21 protein-coding genes and 1 riboswitch are annotated in these 19,269 nt (G+C 70.3%); of the genes, 14 read left to right on the top strand and 7 right to left on the bottom strand.

The window, feature by feature from the left end; all coding sequences use genetic code 11:
• Positions 1-42: 42 nt before the first annotated feature.
• The 3 genes from G6N16_RS07625 to G6N16_RS07615 form a co-directional block, all read right to left on the bottom strand.
• On the bottom strand, positions 43-1,143 hold the full coding sequence (locus tag G6N16_RS07625) for an adenosine deaminase (protein WP_083031087.1): 1,101 nt from the start codon (positions 1,141-1,143) through the stop codon (positions 43-45).
• A 63-nt stretch (positions 1,144-1,206) separates the two neighbouring features.
• Positions 1,207-2,496 carry a thymidine phosphorylase gene (locus tag G6N16_RS07620; RefSeq protein WP_083031089.1) on the bottom strand — a complete coding sequence of 430 codons (1,290 nt, stop codon included), beginning with the start codon at positions 2,494-2,496 and terminating at the stop codon, positions 1,207-1,209.
• The gene (locus G6N16_RS07615) at positions 2,493-2,903 is read right to left on the bottom strand and encodes a cytidine deaminase (RefSeq protein WP_083031090.1); all 411 of its coding nucleotides are present in this window, start codon (positions 2,901-2,903) and stop codon (positions 2,493-2,495) included. Before G6N16_RS07615 ends, G6N16_RS07620 begins: the two co-directional genes overlap by 4 nt.
• A gap of 253 nt (positions 2,904-3,156) precedes the next feature.
• On the opposite strand from G6N16_RS07615, the gene sdhC reads away from it, so the two are divergent.
• The 7 genes from sdhC to G6N16_RS07580 all read left to right on the top strand — a co-directional run bounded on the left by sdhC (position 3,157) and on the right by G6N16_RS07580 (position 9,797).
• Positions 3,157-3,591, top strand: a complete 435-nt coding sequence (gene sdhC, locus G6N16_RS07610) for a succinate dehydrogenase, cytochrome b556 subunit (protein WP_083031092.1) — start codon at positions 3,157-3,159, stop codon at positions 3,589-3,591.
• Positions 3,588-4,058, top strand: coding sequence for a succinate dehydrogenase hydrophobic membrane anchor subunit (locus G6N16_RS07605; protein WP_083031093.1), 471 nt, complete (start codon positions 3,588-3,590; stop codon positions 4,056-4,058). Before sdhC ends, G6N16_RS07605 begins: the two co-directional genes overlap by 4 nt.
• Before the next feature lie 18 nt (positions 4,059-4,076).
• A complete protein-coding gene (gene sdhA, locus G6N16_RS07600; protein ID WP_083031095.1) occupies positions 4,077-5,831 on the top strand; it encodes a succinate dehydrogenase flavoprotein subunit in 1,755 nt (584 codons plus the stop codon).
• Between the two features lie 2 nt (positions 5,832-5,833).
• Complete coding sequence (locus tag G6N16_RS07595; RefSeq protein WP_083031096.1) at positions 5,834-6,616, top strand: succinate dehydrogenase iron-sulfur subunit; 783 nt, start codon at positions 5,834-5,836, stop codon at positions 6,614-6,616.
• Positions 6,617-6,635: 19 nt separating this feature from the next.
• The gene (locus G6N16_RS07590) at positions 6,636-7,427 is read left to right on the top strand and encodes a phosphatidylethanolamine N-methyltransferase family domain-containing protein (RefSeq protein WP_083031098.1); all 792 of its coding nucleotides are present in this window, start codon (positions 6,636-6,638) and stop codon (positions 7,425-7,427) included.
• 25 nt (positions 7,428-7,452) lie between these two features.
• Positions 7,453-8,463, top strand: coding sequence for an SMP-30/gluconolactonase/LRE family protein (locus G6N16_RS07585; RefSeq protein WP_234805855.1), 1,011 nt, complete (start codon positions 7,453-7,455; stop codon positions 8,461-8,463).
• An 83-nt stretch (positions 8,464-8,546) separates the two neighbouring features.
• A complete protein-coding gene (locus tag G6N16_RS07580; RefSeq protein WP_083031099.1) occupies positions 8,547-9,797 on the top strand; it encodes a D-alanyl-D-alanine carboxypeptidase family protein in 1,251 nt (416 codons plus the stop codon).
• Here G6N16_RS07580 and G6N16_RS07575 read toward each other — a convergent pair.
• Positions 9,768-10,664, bottom strand: a complete 897-nt coding sequence (locus tag G6N16_RS07575) for a nitronate monooxygenase (protein WP_083031101.1) — start codon at positions 10,662-10,664, stop codon at positions 9,768-9,770. The genes G6N16_RS07580 and G6N16_RS07575 overlap by 30 nt on opposite strands.
• A gap of 36 nt (positions 10,665-10,700) precedes the next feature.
• On the opposite strand from G6N16_RS07575, the gene G6N16_RS07570 reads away from it, so the two are divergent.
• Positions 10,701-11,018: a DMT family transporter gene (locus G6N16_RS07570; RefSeq protein ID WP_083031103.1), complete on the top strand. Its 318-nt coding sequence runs from the start codon at positions 10,701-10,703 to the stop codon at positions 11,016-11,018.
• Here the strand turns inward: G6N16_RS07570 and yhjD are convergent.
• From yhjD to G6N16_RS07555, 3 genes are read right to left on the bottom strand one after another with little or no spacing between them, the layout of a single operon-like run.
• Positions 10,998-12,056: an inner membrane protein YhjD gene (yhjD, locus tag G6N16_RS07565; RefSeq protein WP_083031104.1), complete on the bottom strand. Its 1,059-nt coding sequence runs from the start codon at positions 12,054-12,056 to the stop codon at positions 10,998-11,000. The two genes, G6N16_RS07570 and yhjD, sit on opposite strands and share 21 nt — an antisense overlap.
• Positions 12,053-13,057, bottom strand: coding sequence for a tryptophan--tRNA ligase (gene trpS, locus G6N16_RS07560; RefSeq protein WP_083031106.1), 1,005 nt, complete (start codon positions 13,055-13,057; stop codon positions 12,053-12,055). The genes yhjD and trpS overlap by 4 nt, the downstream gene beginning before the upstream one ends.
• A 44-nt stretch (positions 13,058-13,101) precedes the next feature.
• On the bottom strand, positions 13,102-13,926 hold the full coding sequence (locus G6N16_RS07555; RefSeq protein ID WP_083031107.1) for an exodeoxyribonuclease III: 825 nt from the start codon (positions 13,924-13,926) through the stop codon (positions 13,102-13,104).
• Positions 13,927-13,961: 35 nt separating this feature from the next.
• On the opposite strand from G6N16_RS07555, the gene G6N16_RS07550 reads away from it, so the two are divergent.
• The 6 genes from G6N16_RS07550 (at position 13,962) to G6N16_RS07525 (ending at position 19,261) form a co-directional block, all read left to right on the top strand.
• Entirely contained in the window at positions 13,962-14,798 is an 837-nt protein-coding gene (locus G6N16_RS07550; RefSeq protein ID WP_083031109.1) for an epoxide hydrolase EphH, read from the top strand.
• A gap of 45 nt (positions 14,799-14,843) precedes the next feature.
• Positions 14,844-14,959, top strand: a riboswitch (SAM riboswitch).
• A 39-nt stretch (positions 14,960-14,998) separates the two neighbouring features.
• Positions 14,999-16,327, top strand: coding sequence for a bifunctional o-acetylhomoserine/o-acetylserine sulfhydrylase (locus G6N16_RS07545; RefSeq protein ID WP_083031110.1), 1,329 nt, complete (start codon positions 14,999-15,001; stop codon positions 16,325-16,327).
• Positions 16,324-17,460, top strand: a complete 1,137-nt coding sequence (gene metX / locus G6N16_RS07540; protein ID WP_163787817.1) for a homoserine O-acetyltransferase MetX — start codon at positions 16,324-16,326, stop codon at positions 17,458-17,460. The genes G6N16_RS07545 and metX overlap by 4 nt, the downstream gene beginning before the upstream one ends.
• A gap of 49 nt (positions 17,461-17,509) precedes the next feature.
• The gene (locus G6N16_RS07535; RefSeq protein ID WP_083031114.1) at positions 17,510-18,232 is read left to right on the top strand and encodes a class I SAM-dependent methyltransferase; all 723 of its coding nucleotides are present in this window, start codon (positions 17,510-17,512) and stop codon (positions 18,230-18,232) included.
• 31 nt (positions 18,233-18,263) lie between these two features.
• Positions 18,264-18,614, top strand: a complete 351-nt coding sequence (locus tag G6N16_RS07530) for a type II toxin-antitoxin system prevent-host-death family antitoxin (protein ID WP_083031115.1) — start codon at positions 18,264-18,266, stop codon at positions 18,612-18,614.
• On the top strand, positions 18,611-19,261 hold the full coding sequence (locus G6N16_RS07525; protein ID WP_083031117.1) for an ATPase: 651 nt from the start codon (positions 18,611-18,613) through the stop codon (positions 19,259-19,261). Before G6N16_RS07530 ends, G6N16_RS07525 begins: the two co-directional genes overlap by 4 nt.
• Positions 19,262-19,269 lie beyond the last annotated feature (8 nt).

Here is a 19,269-nt window from a genome sequence, read left to right as displayed (position 1 = left end):
GCGTCGCGACTGAGGCGGGAGTAAGCGAGCGGGCTCGTCGAGTCAGCCGGCCAACACCGCGTACCGGGGCTTGATGACGTCGTCGATCAGTTCCAGGCGCTGGTCGAACGGCAGGAACGCGGACTTCATCGCGTTGATGGTGAAGCGCTGCAGGTCGCTCCAGCCGTAGCCGAATGCGTCCACCAGCCGGATCATCTCGTCGCTCATCGTGGTGTCGCTCATCAGCCGGTTGTCGGTGTTGACGGTCACCCGAAACCGCAGCCGGGCCAGCAGGTCGAAGGGATGCTCGGCGATGCTGGGCACCGCGCCGGTCTGCACGTTCGACGACGGGCACAGCTCCAGCGGAACCCGGTTGTCGCGCACCAGCGCCGCGAGCTCGCCGAGGTGGTAGCTGCCGTCGGCCGCGACGGTGATGTCGTCGACGATGCGCACCCCGTGGCCGAGCCGGTTGGCCCCGCAGAACGCCAGCGCATCGTGGATGGACGGCAGGCCGAACGCCTCACCGGCATGAATGGTGAAGTGTCCGTTGTGGTTCCGCATGTATTCGAAGGCGTCCAGATGCCGGGTGGGTGGGTATCCGGCCTCCGCGCCGGCGATGTCGAAGCCGACCACGCCGCGGTGGCGGAACCGGATGGCCAGCTCGGCGATCTCCTGGGAGCGTGCGGCGTGCCGCATGGCGGTGACCAGGCAGCGCACCAGGATCGGCGTGCCGTCGGCTGCCGCGTCCCGCTGCCCGTCGGCGAATCCGGCGAGTACCGCCTCGACGACCTCGTCCAGACTCAGCCCGGCGTCCAGGTGCAGTTCGGGGGCGAATCGGACCTCGGCGTAGACGACTGCGTCGGCGGCCAGGTCCTGCACGCATTCGTAGGCGACGCGGTGCAGCGCGTCGGCGGTCTGCATGACGGCGACGGTGTGGGCGAACGGTTCCAGGTAGCGGACCAGTGATCCGCTGTGCGCGGCGGTGCGGAACCACGCGGCCAGTTCGTCGGGGTTGGTGGCGGGCAGCCCGTCGTAGCCGGTGGCCGCGGCGATCTCCAGCACGGTGGACGGCCGCAGCCCGCCGTCGAGGTGATCGTGCAGCAGCACCTTCGGCGCCAAGCGGATGAGCGCGTGTTCCGGCGGGTTCAGCAGGTCGGTGCTCATCGGTCCATCATCGGCGACGCGCCCGGATTCGGGCCGGATAACGCGCGCCGGTTCGCGCAGTGTTCACCGCGGCACCCGCCCGAGGATCAGCGGTCGCACCGGCGGCCGGGTGGCCCCGATGCTCCACGCGCCGTCGAGTTCGGCCAGCGCCGCGGGCAGCCGCTCGGGGGTGTCGGTGTGCAGGGTGAACAGCGGTTGCCCGGCGGTGACCGGTTCGCCGGGGCGGCGGTGGATTTCGATGCCGGCCCCGGCCTGCACGCGCTGCCCGGCGACGGTGCGCCCGGCACCCAGGCGCCAGACCGCCATCCCGACGGCGTGGGCGTCGATATCGCCCATCACCCCGCCGCCTGCCGCGGTGACGGTCTCGGTGACGGTCGCCGTCGGCAGCCCGGCGTCCAGGTCGCCGCCCTGGGCACTCACCATCGCCCGGAACGCATCCATCGCGCTGCCGTCGGCGAGGGTGTCCGCGGGGTCCCGGCCGTCGATCCCGGCCAGGGTCAGCATCTCGCCGGCCAGCGCCAGGGTGAGTTCGACGATGTCCGGCGGCCCGCCGCCGGCCAGCACGTCGAGCGATTCGGCGACCTCCAGTGCGTTGCCGGCGGTGCGCCCCAACGGATTCGACATATCGGTCAACAGTGCGCGGGTCGGCACGCCGTACCCGGCACCGAGGTCGACCATCGTCGCGGCCAGCGCCGCGGCGTCGGCAGGGTCGGACAGGAACGCCCCGGAGCCGACCTTGACGTCGAGCACCAGGGACCCGGTGCCCTCCGCCAGTTTCTTGCTCATGATCGACGAGGCGATCAGCGGCAGCGAGTCGACGGTGGCGGTGATGTCGCGCAGCGCGTACAGCTTGCGGTCGGCCGGGGCGAGTTCGCCGGCGGCGAAGATGGCCGCACCGACGCGGGTGAGCTGGTCGCGGATCCGGTCCAGTGTCAGCTCGCCGCTGAACCCGGGGATGGCTTCGAGCTTGTCGAGGGTGCCCCCGGTGTGGCCGAGCCCGCGGCCGGACGCCTGCGGAACGGCGCCGCCGCAGGCCACGATCACCGGGACCAGCACGATGGTGATCTTGTCGCCGACCCCGCCGGTGGAGTGCTTGTCCACCAGCGACAGCGGCCGGCCGTCGCGGCGCAGGTCGGTGAAGTCGAAGCGGGTGCCCGAGCCGATCATCGCGGCGGTCCAGCGGGCGATCTCGGCGGCGTCCATGCCGCGCAGGAAGATCGCCATCAGCAGCGCGGCCATCTGCTCGTCGCCGACGTCCCCGCGGGTGTAGGCGTCGACGACCCAGTCGATCTCGGCGTCGGCGAGCCGGCCGCCGTCGCGCTTGGTCCTGATCACCGTCGGCGCATCGGTCATCGCACCCGCTCCAGGTCGTCGGGCCCGAAGGCGTCCGGCAGCAACTCCGCCAGCGGCCGCGGCCCGGCGGCGGTATCGATCAGCATGCCGGGCCCGCCGTGTTCGTAGAGCAGTTGGCGGCAGCGGCCGCAGGGCGACAGCGGCCGCCCGTCGGCGTCGACGACAGCCAGCGCCAGCAGCCGGCCGCCCCCTCCGGAGACGGTGGCGCAGACCACAGCGCATTCGGCGCAGAGACCCAGGCCATATGAGACATTCTCCACATTGGTTCCGGTGACGATGCGACCGTCGTCACACAGCGCCGCGGCGCCCACCGGGAACCGCGAGTACGGCGCGTAGGCCCGACCTGATATCTCTATTGCCTTGTCCCGCAACAACTTCCATTCGATCCCGGATCCAGTCTCGGTCATCGCAACCTCGCCTCCGACGACATTTCAGCACACATCCCAACTCGCGAGTAACTAAGGGCAGCCAAACCTAGGTACCGGTAGCATCCCGCCCCGGGCCTCCGGGTTTGGTTGGTTCCGTAGCACCGCATGGGACTAGAGTCCATGCGACGGTCCTCCCGAGCAAGCCGCCCTCACCTGAAGACTTCCGGAGGACACCGCCACGCCGGGGCGGGTGTCCTCCCCCGGCGTCCACCGACGACGTTGGAGGCGCTGAATGACGACAGCGGCACCGGCCGAGCCCGCCAAAGCGGGTCCCCGACGCCGACGCACCCTGTACCGCGGTGACGCGGGCATGTGGGCGTGGGTTCTGCACCGGATCACCGGCGCGACGATCTTCTTCTTCCTCATCGTGCACGTGCTCGACACCGCCATGGTGCGGGTCAGCCCGGAGGTCTACAACGAGGTGGTCGGCTCCTACAAGACCCCGCTCGTCGGCCTGATGGAAATCGGCCTGGTCGCGGCCGTTCTGTTCCACGCCTTCAACGGCGTGCGGATCATCCTCATCGACTTCTGGTCCGAGGGCCCGCGCCATCAGCGCAAGATGCTGGCCGCCGTCGCGGTCATCTGGCTGCTGGTCATGGTGCCGGCCCTGGTGACCCTCGGCATCCACATGGCAGAACACTTTCACTGGTTTGGAATGGCGAAATGACCACTGAATGGACCCCGCATCACCGCGAGGATCGCATCGCCCCGGTGATGGAGAAGGAATTCGACCGGCCGGCCAGCCTGGATCACCCGCGGGCACCGCGCAAGCCGCGCGGCATCCCGTACTTCGAGAAGTACGCCTGGTTGTTCATGCGGTTCTCCGGCGTGGCGCTGATCTTCCTGGTCATCGGCCACCTGTTCATCGGGCTGATGATGGAAAACGGTGTCTACCGGGTCGACTTCAACTACGTCGCCGAGCGTTGGGCGTCTCCGTTCTGGCAGATCTGGGACATGGCGATGCTCTGGCTGGCAATAATCCACGGCGCCAACGGCATGCGCACCATCATCGGCGACTACGCCCGCAAGAACGTCACCAAGTTCTACCTGAACTCGCTGCTTCTGCTGGTCACCGGTTTCACCGTGGTGCTGGGCAGCTACGTCCTGGTGACCTTCGCCGTTCCCGTCAAATAGATCTCCGGAAGGCCATCGATGATTCAGGAACATCGCTACGACGTCGTCATCGTCGGCGCCGGCGGCGCCGGGATGCGCGCCGCGGTGGAGGCCGGCCCGCGGGTGCGCACCGCGGTGCTGACCAAGCTCTACCCCACCCGCTCCCACACCGGCGCGGCCCAGGGCGGCATGTGCGCGGCCCTGGCCAACGTCGAGGAAGACAACTGGGAGTGGCACACCTTCGACACCGTCAAGGGCGGGGACTACCTCGCCGACCAGGACGCCGTCGAGATCATGTGCAAGGAAGCCATCGACGCGGTCTATGACCTGGAGAAGATGGGGATGCCGTTCAACCGCACCCCCGAGGGCCGCATCGACCAGCGCCGGTTCGGCGGCCACACCCGCGATCACGGCAAGGCCCCGGTGCGGCGCGCCTGTTACGCCGCCGACCGCACCGGCCACATGATCCTGCAGACGCTGTACCAAAACTGCGTCAAGCACGACGTGGAGTTCTTCAACGAGTTCTACGCCCTGGACCTGGTGCTGACCGAGACCCCGGGCGGCCCGGTCGCCACCGGCATCGTCGCCTACGAACTGGCCTCCGGCGACATCCACATCTTCCACGCCAAGGCGATCGTCTTCGCCACCGGCGGTTCGGGCCGGATGTACAAGACCACCTCCAACGCGCACACCCTGACCGGCGACGGCCTGGGCATCGTGTTCCGCAAGGGACTTCCGTTGGAGGACATGGAGTTTCACCAGTTCCACCCGACCGGCCTGGCCGGCCTGGGCATCCTGATATCGGAGGCCGTGCGCGGCGAGGGCGGCCGGTTGCTCAACGGCGAGGGCGAACGGTTCATGGAGCGCTACGCCCCCACCATCGTCGACCTGGCCCCCCGCGACATCGTGGCCCGCTCGATGGTGCTGGAGGTCCTGGAGGGCCGCGGCGCCGGACCGAACAAGGACTACGTCTACATCGACGTGCGCCACCTCGGCGCCGACGTGCTGGAGGCCAAACTCCCCGACATCACCGAGTTCGCCCGCACCTACCTGGGCGTGGACCCGGTGACCGAGCTGGTGCCGGTGTACCCGACCTGTCACTACGTGATGGGCGGCATCCCGACCAACGTGGCCGGCCAGGTGCTGCGCGACAACACCAACGTCGTGCCGGGCCTGTACGCGGCCGGTGAATGCGCGTGCGTGTCGGTGCACGGCTCCAACCGGCTGGGCACCAACTCGCTGCTGGACATCAACGTGTTCGGCCGCCGGGCCGGCATCGCCGCCGCCGAGTACGCCGCCAGCCACGACTTCGTCGACATGCCGGCCGAACCGGCCGCGATGGTGATCGACTGGGTCGGCGACATCCTCAGCGAGCACGGCAACGAGCGCGTCGCCGACATCCGCAGCGCGCTGCAGCAGTCGATGGACAACAACGCCGCGGTGTTCCGCACCGAGGAGACGCTCAAGCAGGCGCTCACCGACATCCATGCCCTCAAGGAGCGGTACTCCCGAATCACCGTGCACGACAAGGGCAAGCGCTTCAACTCGGATCTGCTGGAGGCCATCGAGCTGGGCTTCCTGCTGGAGCTCGCCGAGGTGACGGTGACCGGTGCACTCAACCGCAAGGAGTCCCGCGGCGGCCACGCCCGCGAGGACTACCCGGACCGCGACGACGTCAACTTCATGCGGCACACCATGGCCTACAAGGAGGGTGACGGTCTGCTGGCCGACATCCGGCTGGACTTCAAGCCCGTCGTCCAGACCCGCTACGAGCCCAAGGAACGGAAGTACTGACGATGAGTGCCCCTGTTCTGAGCCAGCCCGAAGCCGGTGACCCGCCGCTGCCGCCGATTCCCGACGGCGCGGTCATGGTCACCCTCAAGATCGCCCGGTTCAACCCGGAGGACCCCGACGCCGCCGGCTTCGCCAGCTACCGGGTGCCGTGCCTGCCCAGTGACCGGCTGCTGAACCTGCTGCTGTACGTGAAGGGCTACCTGGACGGCACGCTGACCTTCCGCCGGTCCTGCGCGCACGGCGTGTGCGGCTCGGACGCCATGCGGGTCAACGGCGTGAACCGGCTGGCCTGCAAGGTGCTGATGCGCGACCTGCTGCCCAAGAACGGCAAGCCGCTGACCATCACCATCGAGCCGATCCGCGGCCTGCCGGTGGAGAAGGACCTGGTCGTCGACATGGAACCGTTCTTCGACGCCTACCGCGCCGTCAAGCCGTTCCTGATCACCTCCGGCAACCCGCCGACCCGCGAGCGGATCCAGTCCCAGACCGACCGGGCCCGCTACGACGACACCACCAAGTGCATCCTGTGCGCCTGCTGCACCACCAGCTGCCCGGTGTTCTGGAACGAGGGTTCCTACTTCGGGCCGGCCGCGATCGTCAACGCACACCGCTTCATCTTCGATTCGCGTGACGAGGCGGCCGCCGAGCGACTGGACATCCTCAACGAGGTCGACGGGGTGTGGCGCTGCCGCACCACCTTCAACTGCACCGAGGCCTGCCCCCGCGGCATCGAGGTCACCAAGGCGATCCAGGAGGTCAAGCGGGCTTTGATGTTCGCCCGCTGACCCCGGTAGAACATTCACCATGCACTGGTACACCGGGGACACCTGCTACGACACCGTCTTGACCGCGGCGTTCGCGTTCGCCGCCTTCGTGATCATCGGCGGGTTCTTCGGGCAGAGCTCCTACGGCCGATTCTCCTCGGCCAAGCTCGGCTTCAACCTTAACCCGAAGCTCGGCTGGTGGCTGATGGAGATTCCGGCGACGGTGGTGTTCGCCGTCGCCTATCTGACCGGACCGGCCCGGTGGGAGCCGACATCGCTGGTGCTGGCCGGTATCTGGGCACTGCACTACGCCAACCGCGGCTGGTTCTTCCCGCTGGCGATCCGCCAGGTGCCGGGCAAGCGCAGCACGTTCAACCTGTCGGTGGTGGTGATGGGCATGCTGGTCACCGCCATGCACGGCTACCTCAACGGGGCGTTGTTCAGCCACGACTACTTCGGCCGGTACGGCACCGACTGGCTGACCGACCCCCGGTTCCTGCTGGGCCTGGCGATCTACCTGTGCGGGTTCGCCCTGCTGGTGCACTCCGAATCGGTCGTGCGGAACCTGCGCGACAAGAACAACCCCGGCGCCGCGGAGTACCGGATCCCGTTCGGCGGCGGCTTCCGATTCGTCACCAGCCCCGCCTATCTGGGCGAGCTGACGGCCTGGACCGGCTTCGCGATCCTGACCTGGGCGCTGCCGGGCGTCGCGATCCTGCTGATCACCGCCGGCAACCTGATCCCCCGGGCCCGCGACACCCAGCGGTGGTACAAGGAGCGCTTCGCCGACTACCCGAGCGACCGCAAGGCACTGGTTCCCTTCCTCTACTGAGCCCGCCCGACGTAGCGTCGAACCCGTGCCGTCCAACGCAGCCACCCCGCCGAAACCGTCGATCCACCCGGTCCGCTGGACCCCGCCCCCGGTCGAGAAACTGCCGCAGTACCCGCCCGCCGATCTGACCGTGGTGCCGATGCCCGGCGACGGGCCCGAGGACGTCGTCGTCGACACCGCCGGGGACCTGTGGACCGGTCTGGTCGACGGGCGCATCGTGCGGGTGCATCCCGACGGCGCGACGACCGTCGTCGCCGACACCGGCGGACGGCCGCTGGGCCTGCACGTCGCCCGCGATCACCGGCTGCTGATCTGCGACAGCCTGCGCGGGCTGCTGGCACTGGACCCGGCGACCGGGCAGCTGCGCACGCTGGTCACCGAGGTGAACGGACGGGCACTGAAGTTCTGCTCGAACGTCACCGAAACCGCCGATGGCACAATCTATTTCACCGAGTCGACCAGCCGATTCCATTTCCACCACTACCAGGCGGCGATCATCGAGGCCCGCGGAACCGGCGGCCTGTATCGCCTCGATCCCGACGGCAGCGTGCACCCGGTGGTGGACGGGCTGTACTTCGCCAACGGGCTCACCGTCACCGCCGACGGTTCGGCACTGGTGTTCGCCGAGACCCAGGCGCGAAAGCTGTCGAAGTACTGGCTGACCGGACCGGACAAGGGCACCGTCACCGAACTCGCGGTGCACCTGTCCGGCCTGCCGGACAACATCTGTACCGGCCCCGACGGGCGCATCTGGGTGGCGATGGTCAGCCCGATCGTCACCGCCGCCGAATTCCTGGCACCGCGGGCCCCGGTGCTGCGCAAACTGCTGTGGCGCCTGCCCTCGCGGCTGCTGCCCACCATCTCGCCGATGGTGTGGGCGGTGGCCTTCGACCCCGACAGTGGGGCGCCCGTCGCCGGCATCGAGGACCACCGCGACGACTTCGGCGCGGTCACCGGTGTCGTGGTGGCCGGCGACCGGCTGTGGCTGTCGTCGCTGGAGTTCCCCGCGCTGGCGCACTGCCCGATCCCGGGGTAATCGCCACAACTGCATCACAAATAACACCGTTCGCCGCGCGGCGGCGGGACTTCGCGACTACCGTCCCCTACCCTCGGTTGGCGATGGGGAACTCGACAACACCGCTACACAGCACCGCGCGACGCGCCGCCGGCCTGGCCGCGTCGCTGTTTCTGCTGGCCGGACCGGTGCTGGTCCCGGGGGTGGCCGCCGCCGATCCGGCGCCCGCGCCCAGCTGCCCGTACCAGGTCAACACCCCGCCGGCCGTGGACGCCTCCGAGGTGCCCGCCCCCGGCGAGGACGCCCCCGCTCCGCTGCCGGTGCCGGCCAAACCCGTCGGCGGGGCCGCGCTGGGTGACTGCGGCATCGTCACGGCCGCCAACACCGCCCCGGTGCCCGAGGACGTCTCGGCCGAGGCCTGGCTGGTCGCCGACCTGGACACCGGTGAGATCATCGCCGCCCGCGATCCGCACGGCCGGCACCGCCCGGCGTCGATCATCAAGGTGCTGGTGGCCACCCAGGCCATCAACGACCTGAACCTCAACAAGCCGGTCGCCGGGACCGCCGAGGACGCCGCCGCCGAGGGCACCAAGGTCGGCGTCGACGTCGGGGGCACCTACACCGTCAACGACCTGCTGCACGGCCTGCTGATGCACTCGGGCAACGACGCCGCGCACGCGCTGGCCGGCCAGCTCGGCGGCATGGACGCCGCCCTCGGCAAGCTCAACACGCTGGCCAGCAAGCTCGGTGCCCGCGACACCCGGGTGGCCACCCCGTCGGGCCTGGACGGGCCCGGGATGAGCACGTCGGCCTACGACATCGGGCTGTTCTACCGCTACGCCTGGACCAAACCGGAGTTCGCCCAGGTCGTCGCCACCCGGTCCTACATGTTCCCGGGCCACTCCACCCCGGAGGCCGGTGATCACCCGGCGTATGAGCTGGAGAACGACAACAAGCTGCTGACCAACTACGACGGGGCCCTGGGCGGCAAGACCGGATACACCGACGACGCCGGGCAGACCTTCGTCGGCGCCGCCGAGCGCGACGGACGACGGCTGGTCGCGGTGCTGCTGCGCGGCACCCGGCTGCCGATCGCCCCGTGGGAACAGGCCGCCCGCCTGCTGGACTACGGCTTCGCCACCCCGCGCGGCACGTCGGTCGGCACGCTGGTCGACCCGGATCCGTCGCTGATCCGTCCGGCGGCGTCCGACGCGCCGGTCAACCAGGCCGCCGCCCTGGTACCGGCCGCCGACGCGACCCCGGTGCGGGTCGGCGTCGGGGTGGTCGGCGCACTGGTGGTGTTCAGCCTGATCATGGGCGCCCGGTCACTGAACCGGAACACCGTCAAGGTCTGATCGGGCCCAGCGGGCCAGCAGCGCCGCCGCGCCGGTGCACAGGTCGTCGATCACCGCGGCCGCCGGGCGCGCCGTCGTCACCGAACCCACCGCCTGCCCGGCGTTGACCGGTGTGAGCCGGCCGTCGGGGTCGCGCAGCACCCGCTCGGGTTGCGACGGCGGCCAACAGTAGCCCGCCGCGACGTCGAACTCGGTGGTCAGCGCGGTGTCGACGGAGTCCGCGGCCAGCAGCGCGGCCCGCACCGGTTCCGGGGTGAGCGCCTCCGGGCAGGCCGCGAACCCGGTGCCGACCCAGGCGCCCGCGGCGCCGGCGGCCAGTACGGCGGCCAGCGCCCGGGCGGTCGCGATGCCGCCGGCGGCCAGCACCGGAACACCCACCGCGTCGAGCACCTCGGACAGCAGCGCCAGGGTGCCGATCCGCGGCTCGCCGTGCCCGCCGCCCTCGGCGCCGCGGGCCACCAGCACGTCCACCCCGGCGTCGGCGGCGCGACGGGCCGCCGCCACGTCGGCGACCTGGGTGGCCGCGGGGATTCCGGCGTCGTGTGCCCGCGCCACCCAGGACCAGTCGTCGCCGAAACTGACGCACAGCAGCTGCGGGGCCGCGGCCAGCGCGGTTTCCAGCAGCCCCGGATGATCGCGGGCCACCCAGGACACCAGCCCGATCCCGAACGGCCGGGCATCACCGAGGGCGGCCAGTTCGGCGGCCAGCGGCCCCGGCCGGCCGCCGCTGCCCATGCCGATCATGCCCAGCCCGCCGGCCGCGCTGACGGCGGCGGCCAGGTGCCCGCCGGCCGCCCCGCCCATCGGCGCGTTGACGATCGGGACGCCGAGGCCCATCCGGGCACTCCAGTCGGTGGAAAGCGCCATGTTCGCGACGCTACCGTGCCTTGTTACCGTCGGATCGTGGCATGGTTGATCCTGATTCTCTCCGGTGCCCTGGAAGCGGTGTGGGCGACCGCGCTGAGCCGCTCCGACGGGCTGTCCCGGCCGATGCCCACCGCGATCTTCGGTGTCGCGGTGGTGGTGTCGATGCTGGGACTCGGCTACGCCATGCGCTTCCTGCCGCCGGGGACCAGCTATGCGGTGTGGGTCGGTATCGGCGCGGCGCTGACGGTGGCGGTGGCCATGGCCAGCGGCGCCGAAGCCGCATCGTTCGCCAAGATCGCCCTGCTCACCGGCCTCATCGGCTGTGTGGTCGGGCTACAACTGGTCAGCCACTGACGCTCGTCGGTGGCGCGGGCGCCGCGACCAGCTCAGCGCGCCCAGCGCCCCGGCGACCGCCGCCCCGAGCAGGTACACCGGTGCCGGGACTCCGCGGGTGACGGGCCGGTTGTAGATGACCGCGGGTGGCGGCGGGGCGATCACCGGCTCGACGTTCTCCCGGGCGGTCGCCGCCCAGGCGGTGGAGAACAGCACCAGCCGGGCGGTCACGTAGGCGAACACCATCAGACCCAGCACCGGGCCGAACGTCGCGCCGGCCGGGCCGGAAACCACCGACTGCAGATAGACCGAGGCCACCTGCTTGAATCCCTCGAAGCCGACCGCCGCGATCAACCCGGCCCGAGCACTCGAGCGCAGGGTCACCGACTCACGGGGCAACCGGGCGATCATCCAGGTGAACAGCAGCCAGGACACCGTCAGCGACATCAGTACCGAAACCGCCCGCAGCGCGATCGTCGTCAGTATCGAGTCCGGTACCCGCAGCCAATGCAGCAGGTTGTCCAGCAGTGACGTACTGCCCAATGCCGTCAGTGCCACCGTGGCCAGGATCGCCACGAACGCCGACAGCAGCGCGGCCAGGTCCGACAGCTTCGCGATGACGAAGTTCGGCCGGGCCCGGCGCTGCTGCCCCCACATCTGGCTCAGCGCCTCCCGCAGGTTGGCCATCCAGCCCAGCCCGGCCCACGCGGCCGCCGCCAAACCGATCACACCGACGGAGGTGCGGGACGCGATCGCGGCGTCCATCAGCGCGATGAGCTGCGGCCCCAGGTCCCCGGTGATCGTCGCCCTGATCTGGTTCTCGATGCGATCCAGCAGATCGGGGTGGTTGACCAGCACGAACCCGCCGACCGCGAAGCCCACCATGAGCAGCGGGAACATCGCGAAAACGGTGAAGTAGGTGATGCCGGCGGCGTAGAAGTCGCCCTTGGCGTCGTTGTACCGGGTCTGGGCGGCCCAGATGTGGTCGAACCAGTGCCAGCGGGACCGCAACCGGTCCAGCAGACCCGGTTTTTTCGCCGCCTCGTCCGGTCCGGTCATCGTCGGGGCAGCAACCCCAGCGCGTCGTACACCCGGCTCAGCGTCGCCTCGGTGACGTCGCGGGCCTTCTGCGCCCCGGCGGCGAGCACCGCCTCCAGCTCGTCGCGCTCGGCCAGCAGCTCCTCGACCCGGGCCCGGATCGGGGTGACGTAGTCGACGACGACCTCGGCGGTCTCTTTCTTGAGGTCCCCGTAGCCGCGCCCGGCGTAGCCGTCGACCAGCTGCGCGACCGGGGTGCCGGTGATGGCGGACTGGATGGTCAGCAGGTTGGAGATGCCGGGCTTGGCGTCCGGGTCGAACCGGATCTCGCGCTCGCTGTCGGTGACCGCCGAGCGGATCTTCTTGGCGGTGCGCGCCGGGTCGTCGAGCAGCGAGATCAGCCCGGCGTCGGTGGCCGCGGATTTGCTCATCTTCACCGCCGGGTCGGCCAGGTCGTAGATCTTGGCGGTGGCCTTGGGGATCAGCGCCTCCGGCACGACGAAGGTGCCCGGGAAGCGGGCGTTGAACCGCTGCGCGAGGTCGCGGGCGAGTTCCAGGTGCTGGCGCTGGTCCTCGCCGACGGGCACCAGGTCGGTGTTGTAGGCCAGGATGTCGGCGGCCATCAGCACCGGGTAGGTGAACAGCCCGACGGTGGTGGCGTCGGCGCCGTGGCGGGCCGACTTGTCCTTGAACTGGGTCATCCGCGACGCCTGCCCGAAACCGGTGAAACAGCCCAGCACCCAAGACAATTCGGCATGCGCGGGGACATGCGACTGCACGAAGACGGTGGCCCGCGCCGGGTCGATACCCAGCGCCAGGTACTGCGCGGCGGTGACCAGGGTGCGGCGGCGCAGTTCGGCGGGGTCCTGGGCGACGGTGATGGCGTGCAGGTCGACGACGCAGAAGTAGGCCTGGTGATCGTCCTGCATCCCGGCCCACTGCTTGATCGCGCCCAGGGCGTTGCCCAAATGCAGTGAATCGGAGGTGGGCTGAGCCCCGGAGAAGACGACCGGTCTGTTCATGGTGGTTCGATCTTGTCACGCCCGGCTGGGCCGGCGATGGGCCGCTACCGGTACTCGACGGTCACCGGGGCGTGGTCGGACCAGCGCAGCGCGTACGCCGCCGGACGCTCGGTGCCGGCGGCCACCGCGCGGGCGGCCAGACCGGCGGTGGCCAGCTGATAGTCGATGCGCCAGCCGGCGTCGTTGTCGAACGCCTTGCCCCGCCAGGACCACCAGCTGTACGGGCCGTCGACGCCGGGGTGCAGCCCGCGCACGACGTCCGACCAGCCCGCGGCCAGCCGGTCGGCCACCCACTGGCGCTCCTCGGGCAGGAAGCCGGCCTTGTTGCGGTTGCCCCGCCAGTTCTTCAGGTCGGCCTCGGCGTGGGCGATGTTCCAGTCGCCGCACACCACGGCCTCGCGGCCACGCGCCGGCGCCCCGTCGACCAGCTCGGCGAGGCGCACCTCGGTGGCGGCCAGGAACCGTTCCTTCTCCGCCTGCCGCTCGGTCTCGGCCTCACCGGTGGGCACGTAGATGCTGGCCACCGTCACCTCGTCGCCGCCGATGTTCAGATCGACCTCCAGGTAGCGACCGTGGTCGGCGAACTCGTCGTGGCCGCAACCGGCGCGGATGTCGGTGAACGGGACGCGGGCGAGCACCGCCACCCCGTTGCGGCCCTTGCGCGACGGCGCCGCGTGCGCCAGGTGCCAGCCGTCGTCCAGCGCCGGGGCGAGGGCCCCGGCCAGCTGGTCGTCGTCGGCGCGGGTTTCCTGCAGGCAGACCACGTCGGCGCGGGTGGTCGTCAACCAGGGCAGCAGGCCGAGATTCTCGGCGGAACGCTGCTTCACCGCGGCGCGAATTCCGTTGACGTTGATGGTTGTGACGATCACGACCGCTGACCCTAGCTGGTTGTTACAGTGCAGCGATGCGACCCGTCCGCGACCCGATTCACCTCGGCTCCGGTGAGCCGGTGGTGTTGCTGCACCCGTTCATGATGTCCCAGAACGTCTGGAAGGACGTCGCGCCGATACTGGCCGACACCGGCCGGTTCGAGGTGTACGCCCCGACCATGCCGGGCCACAACGGCGGCATCAAGGCGCGCTGGTTCCTGGACACCAAGGAACTCGCCGACGACGTCGAACGCCGGATGGACGCCCTCGGCTGGCGCACCGCCCACATCGTCGGCAACTCGCTGGGCGGCTGGGTGGCGTTCGAGCTGATGCGCCGCGGCCGCGCCCGCACCCTGACCGCGATCGCCCCGGCCGGCGGCTGGCACCACCTGTCCTGGGTGAAGTTCGAGATCGTCGGCAAGTTCGTCGCCGGACTGCCGGTGTGGATCGTCGCGAAACTGCTCGGTCAGCGGGTGCTGCGGTTCCCGTTCACCCGGTGGTTCGCCAGCGTGCCGATCAGCTCCACCCCGGAACGCCTGCCCGAGGCCGATCTGCCCGCCATCATCGACGACGTCACGCACTGCGCGGCGTACTTCCAACTGCTCGCCAAGGCGTTGCTGCTGCCCGGTCTGGCGGAGCTGGCCAACGCCGACGCACCGACCAACCTGGTCATCTGCGATAAGGACCGGGTGCTGCCGCACCCGCGGTTTACCCGCCAGTTCGAGCGGGAACTCCCCCCGGGGCACGTCGTCACCCACCTGGACCGTTCCGGGCACATCCCGATGTTCGAGGACCCGGGTCGCACCGCCGCGCTGATCGCCGGATTCATCGACGAGCACCTGGGCCGGCCGGCCGGCGAACTGCCCGCTTGAACGCCCGCTGGCAGAGCATCGCCGAGTTGGGATATTCTGCATATCGGTCATGAGTGCCAGCGCATAGCCCCGGCTTGCTGGCCGGCAACCCTCCAACCGCGGTGGGGTGCCCCGGGTGATGACCAGGTTGGGTAGCCACGGCTACACGGCAAGCGCGGGTCCGCTGATGTCCGGACCCCATCGAGAACAGGGGTAATTCCGTGTCGTCATCCACAGAGGCGTCGTCCTCTCCAGAGCAGAACTGGTCCTTCGAGACCAAGCAGATCCACGCCGGCCAGCAGCCGGACGCCACCACCGGGGCCCGAGCCCTGCCGATCTACCAGACCACGTCGTACGTCTTCAACGACACCGATCACGCCGCGGCGCTGTTCAGCCTGGCCGAACCGGGCAACATCTACACCCGGATCATGAACCCGACCGCCGACGTCGTCGAACAGCGCGTCGCCGCCCTCGAAGGCGGGGTGGCCGGGTTGTTCCTGTCCTCGGGGCAGTCCGCCTCGACGCTGGCGATCCTCAACGTCGCCGGTGCCGGTGACCATGTGGTGAGCTCCCCACGGCTCTACGGCGGCACCTACAACCTGTTCCACCACACCCTGCGCAAGCTGGGCGTCGAGTTCGACTTCGTCGAGGACCCCGACGACCCGGCGTCCTGGGCGGCGGCGATCCGCCCGAACACCAGGGCGTTCTTCGGCGAGACGATCGCCAACCCGCAGGGCGACGTCTTCGACATCCCCGGGGTATCCGCCGTCGCGCACCAGCACGGCATCCCGCTGATCGTGGACAACACGATCGCCACGCCGTACCTGATCCGGCCGTTCGAACACGGCGCCGACATCGTCGTGCACTCGGCGACGAAGTATCTCGGCGGGCACGGCACGGCGATCGCCGGGCTGATCATCGACGGTGGCACCTTCGACTGGACCCAGGGCCGGCACCCCGGCTTCACCACGCCCGACGAGAGCTACCACGGTGTGGTGTACGCCGACCTGGGCGCACCGGCCTATGCGCTGAAGGCCCGGGTGCAGTTGCTGCGCGACCTGGGCTCCGCGGGTGCGCCGTTCAACGCCTTCCTGATCGCCCAGGGCCTGGAGACGCTGAGCCTACGGATGGAACGCCACGTGGCCAACGCGCAGCGGGTCGCGGAGTTCCTGGCCGCCGCACCCGGGGTGAACCGGGTCAACTACGCCGGTCTGCCCGATTCCCCGTGGTACGCCCGGGGCCGGGAACTGGCCCCGCGCGGCACCGGAGCGGTGCTGGCGTTCGAGCTGGCCGGCGGGCTGGCCGCGGGCAAGGCGTTCGTCGACGCGCTGACGCTGCACAGTCACGTCGCCAACATCGGCGACGTCCGCTCGCTGGTGATCCACCCTGCCTCCACCACCCACCAGCAGCTGTCCGACGCCGAGCAGCGGGCGTCCGGGGTGACCCCGGGGCTGGTCCGGCTGGCCGTCGGACTGGAGGGTATCGACGACATCCTGGCCGATCTGGCCCGCGGCCTGACCGCCGCGGCCGCCGCCGAGGGGCACAGGTGACAATCTTCGACGTGCCAACCGTGACACTGCCGGCCGAGGGTGAGATCGGCCTGGTCGACATCGGGTCGCTGACGCTGGAGCGCGGCGCGGTGCTGCCGGATGTCACCATCGCCGTGCAGCGCTGGGGTGAGCTGTCCCCGGCCGGCGACAACGTCGTCGTCGCGCTGCACGCGCTGACCGGCGACTCGCATGTCATCGGGCCGGCCGGCCCGCCGGCCGGCCCGGGCCACCCCACACCGGGCTGGTGGGACGGCATGGCCGGTCCCGGCGCCCCGATCGACACCGACCGCTGGTGCCTGGTCGCCACCAACGTGCTCGGCGGCTGCCGCGGTTCGACCGGACCGAGTTCGCTGGCCCGAGACGGCAAGCCGTGGGGATCCCGGTTCCCGACGGTGACCATCCGCGACCAGGTCGCCGCCGATGTGGCCGCGCTGGCGGCGCTGGGCATCACCGAGGTGGCCGCCGTGTTGGGCGGCTCGATGGGCGGCGCCCGTGCCCTGGAATGGGCGATCGAGCATCCCGACGACGTGCGGGCCGCGCTGGTGCTGGCCGTCGGCGCCCGGGCCACCGCCGACCAGATCGGCACCCAGAGCACCCAGATCGCGGCGATCAAGACCGACCCGAACTGGCACGGCGGCGACTACCACGACACCGGCGACGTCCCGGCCGCCGGACTCGACGTGGCACGGCGCATCGCGCACCTGACCTACCGCGGCGAGGCCGAGCTCGACGAACGGTTCGGCAACGGCGCGCAGGGCAGCGAGGACCCGCTGACCGGCGGGCGCTACAGCGTGCAGAGCTACCTGCAGCATCAGGGCGACAAGCTGGTCGGCCGGTTTGACGCGGGTTCCTACGTGCTGCTTTCGGACGCGCTGAGCAGCCATGACGTCGGCCGCGGGCGCGGCGGGGTGGCCGCCGCGCTGGCGTCCTGCCCGGTGCCGACGGTGGTCGGCGGGGTCACCTCCGACCGGCTCTACCCGCTGCGGCTGCAGCAGGAGTTGGCCGAATTGCTGCCCGGCTGCGCCGGCCTGGACGTGATCGACTCGCCGTGCGGGCACGACGCGTTCCTGATCGAGGCGGACGCGGTCGCCGGCCTGCTGCGTCGCACCCTCGAGCTGGCCGCGCACCGATGAGGAACGAGCGAGCGCAGCGAGTGAGCGATCGAATCGATCGAGGACAGCGATGAGCACACCGCGCTCCCTGTCCTTCGGTGCCCAGGCCGCCGCCTACGAGCGGGGCCGCCCGTCGTACCCGCCGGAGGCGATCGACTGGCTGCTGCCCCGCGGTGCGACCAAGGTGCTGGACCTCGGCGCCGGTACCGGCAAGCTGACCACCCGGCTGGTGGAACGCGGCCTGGACGTGGTGGCCGTCGACCCGATCGCGGAGATGCTGGAGGTGCTTTCGGCGTCGCTGCCGGACACCCCCGCGCTGCTGGGCACCGCCGAGGAGATCCCGCTGCCAAACGAGAGCGTGGACGCGGTGCTGGTGGCCCAGGCCTGGCACTGGGTGGACCCGGAGCGGGCGGTGCCCGAGGTGGCCCGGGTGCTGCGCCCGGGCGGTCGGCTGGGACTGCTGTGGAACACCCCGGACCAGCGGCTGGGCTGGGTCCGCGAGCTCGGCGAGATCGTCGGCTTCGCCCACGACCCCTTGGATGCGCATTCCGGGCTGCCGGCGCCGTTCACCGATGTGGAACGGCACCGGGTGGAGTGGACGAATTACCTGACGCCGCAGGCGCTGATCGACCTGGTCGCCTCGCGCAGCTACTGCATCACCTCGCCGGCCGACGTGCAGACCCGGGCGCTGGAGCGGGTCCGGGAACTGCTGGCCACCCACCCGGCGCTGGCCAACTCCCCCGGTGTCGCGCTGCCCTACATCACCACGTGTGTGCGGACCGACCTGGGCTGACTAAAATAGCCAAATCGACTAAAATAGCCCGATGGGACCTTTGAGCTTCCGCAACCGGGCCGGCGAACTGGTCGATCTGCCGACGGTGCCGGCCACCCGATTCAAGAACGAGTTCGGATCGATCATCGAGCAGGCCACACTGACCGGGGCGGTGGCGATCACCAAGCACAATGCCACCAAGGCCGTGTTGCTTTCGGTGGCCGAGTTCGAAGCCCTGACCCGCGCCGCCACCCCGGAACTCGACGAACTCACCGACGAATTCGACGCATTGCTGGCGCAGATGCAGACCCCGAGGTCGAAATCCGGCGTCGCCGCGGCCTTCAGCGCAACCCCCGAAGAACTCGGTGATGCGGCCGTGCGGATGGCCAACCCGTCGTCGTGACCGAACCGCCCCGGATCTCTGTCCTGGCCGGAGTCAATGGCGCCGGCAAGTCCAGCCTCGGCGGGGCGATGATCCGGGCCTCCGGCGGGCAGTACTACAACCCCGACGAGACCGCCGCAAAATTGATCGCCGCCAACCCGGGCCTCGACCAGGCCCGGGCCAATGCCCTGGCGTGGCTCAAAGGCACCGAGCTGCTGCAGCGTGCGATCGACGATCGCCTCGATTTCGCCATTGAGACCACGCTCGGCGGCGCCACGATCCCCCAAAAGCTCACCGCGGCCGCGGATGCGGGTTTTCAGGTGCGCGTGCTGTATGTGGGATTGAGCAGCCCGGAACTTCACCTGCGGCGGGTACGCAACCGCGTCGCCGCGGGCGGGCACGACATCCCCGAGATCGACATCCGCCGCCGCTGGCGGCACAGCCGGATGAACCTCATCTCCCTGTTACCCGCGCTGACCGAGCTGCGGGTCTACGACAACTCCGTCGACGGTGATCCGAAGGCCGGGCAGACGCCGAGGCCGTCCCTGGTACTGCACGTCGTCGACACGCAGATAGCGGCACCGCCCGACCTCACCTGCGTCCCCGCCTGGGCTCGCCCCATCGCCGCCGCCGCGATGAAACTCGCTCTCGGCAGCGGTCCGGAGTAGCGCGACCC

Origin of the sequence: Mycolicibacterium insubricum, from assembly GCF_010731615.1 — a bacterium.
Lineage (GTDB): Bacteria > Actinomycetota > Actinomycetes > Mycobacteriales > Mycobacteriaceae > Mycobacterium > Mycobacterium insubricum.
The sequence above is the reverse complement of the archived record's forward strand: the minus strand, read 5'-3'. Positions and strand labels throughout refer to the sequence as shown.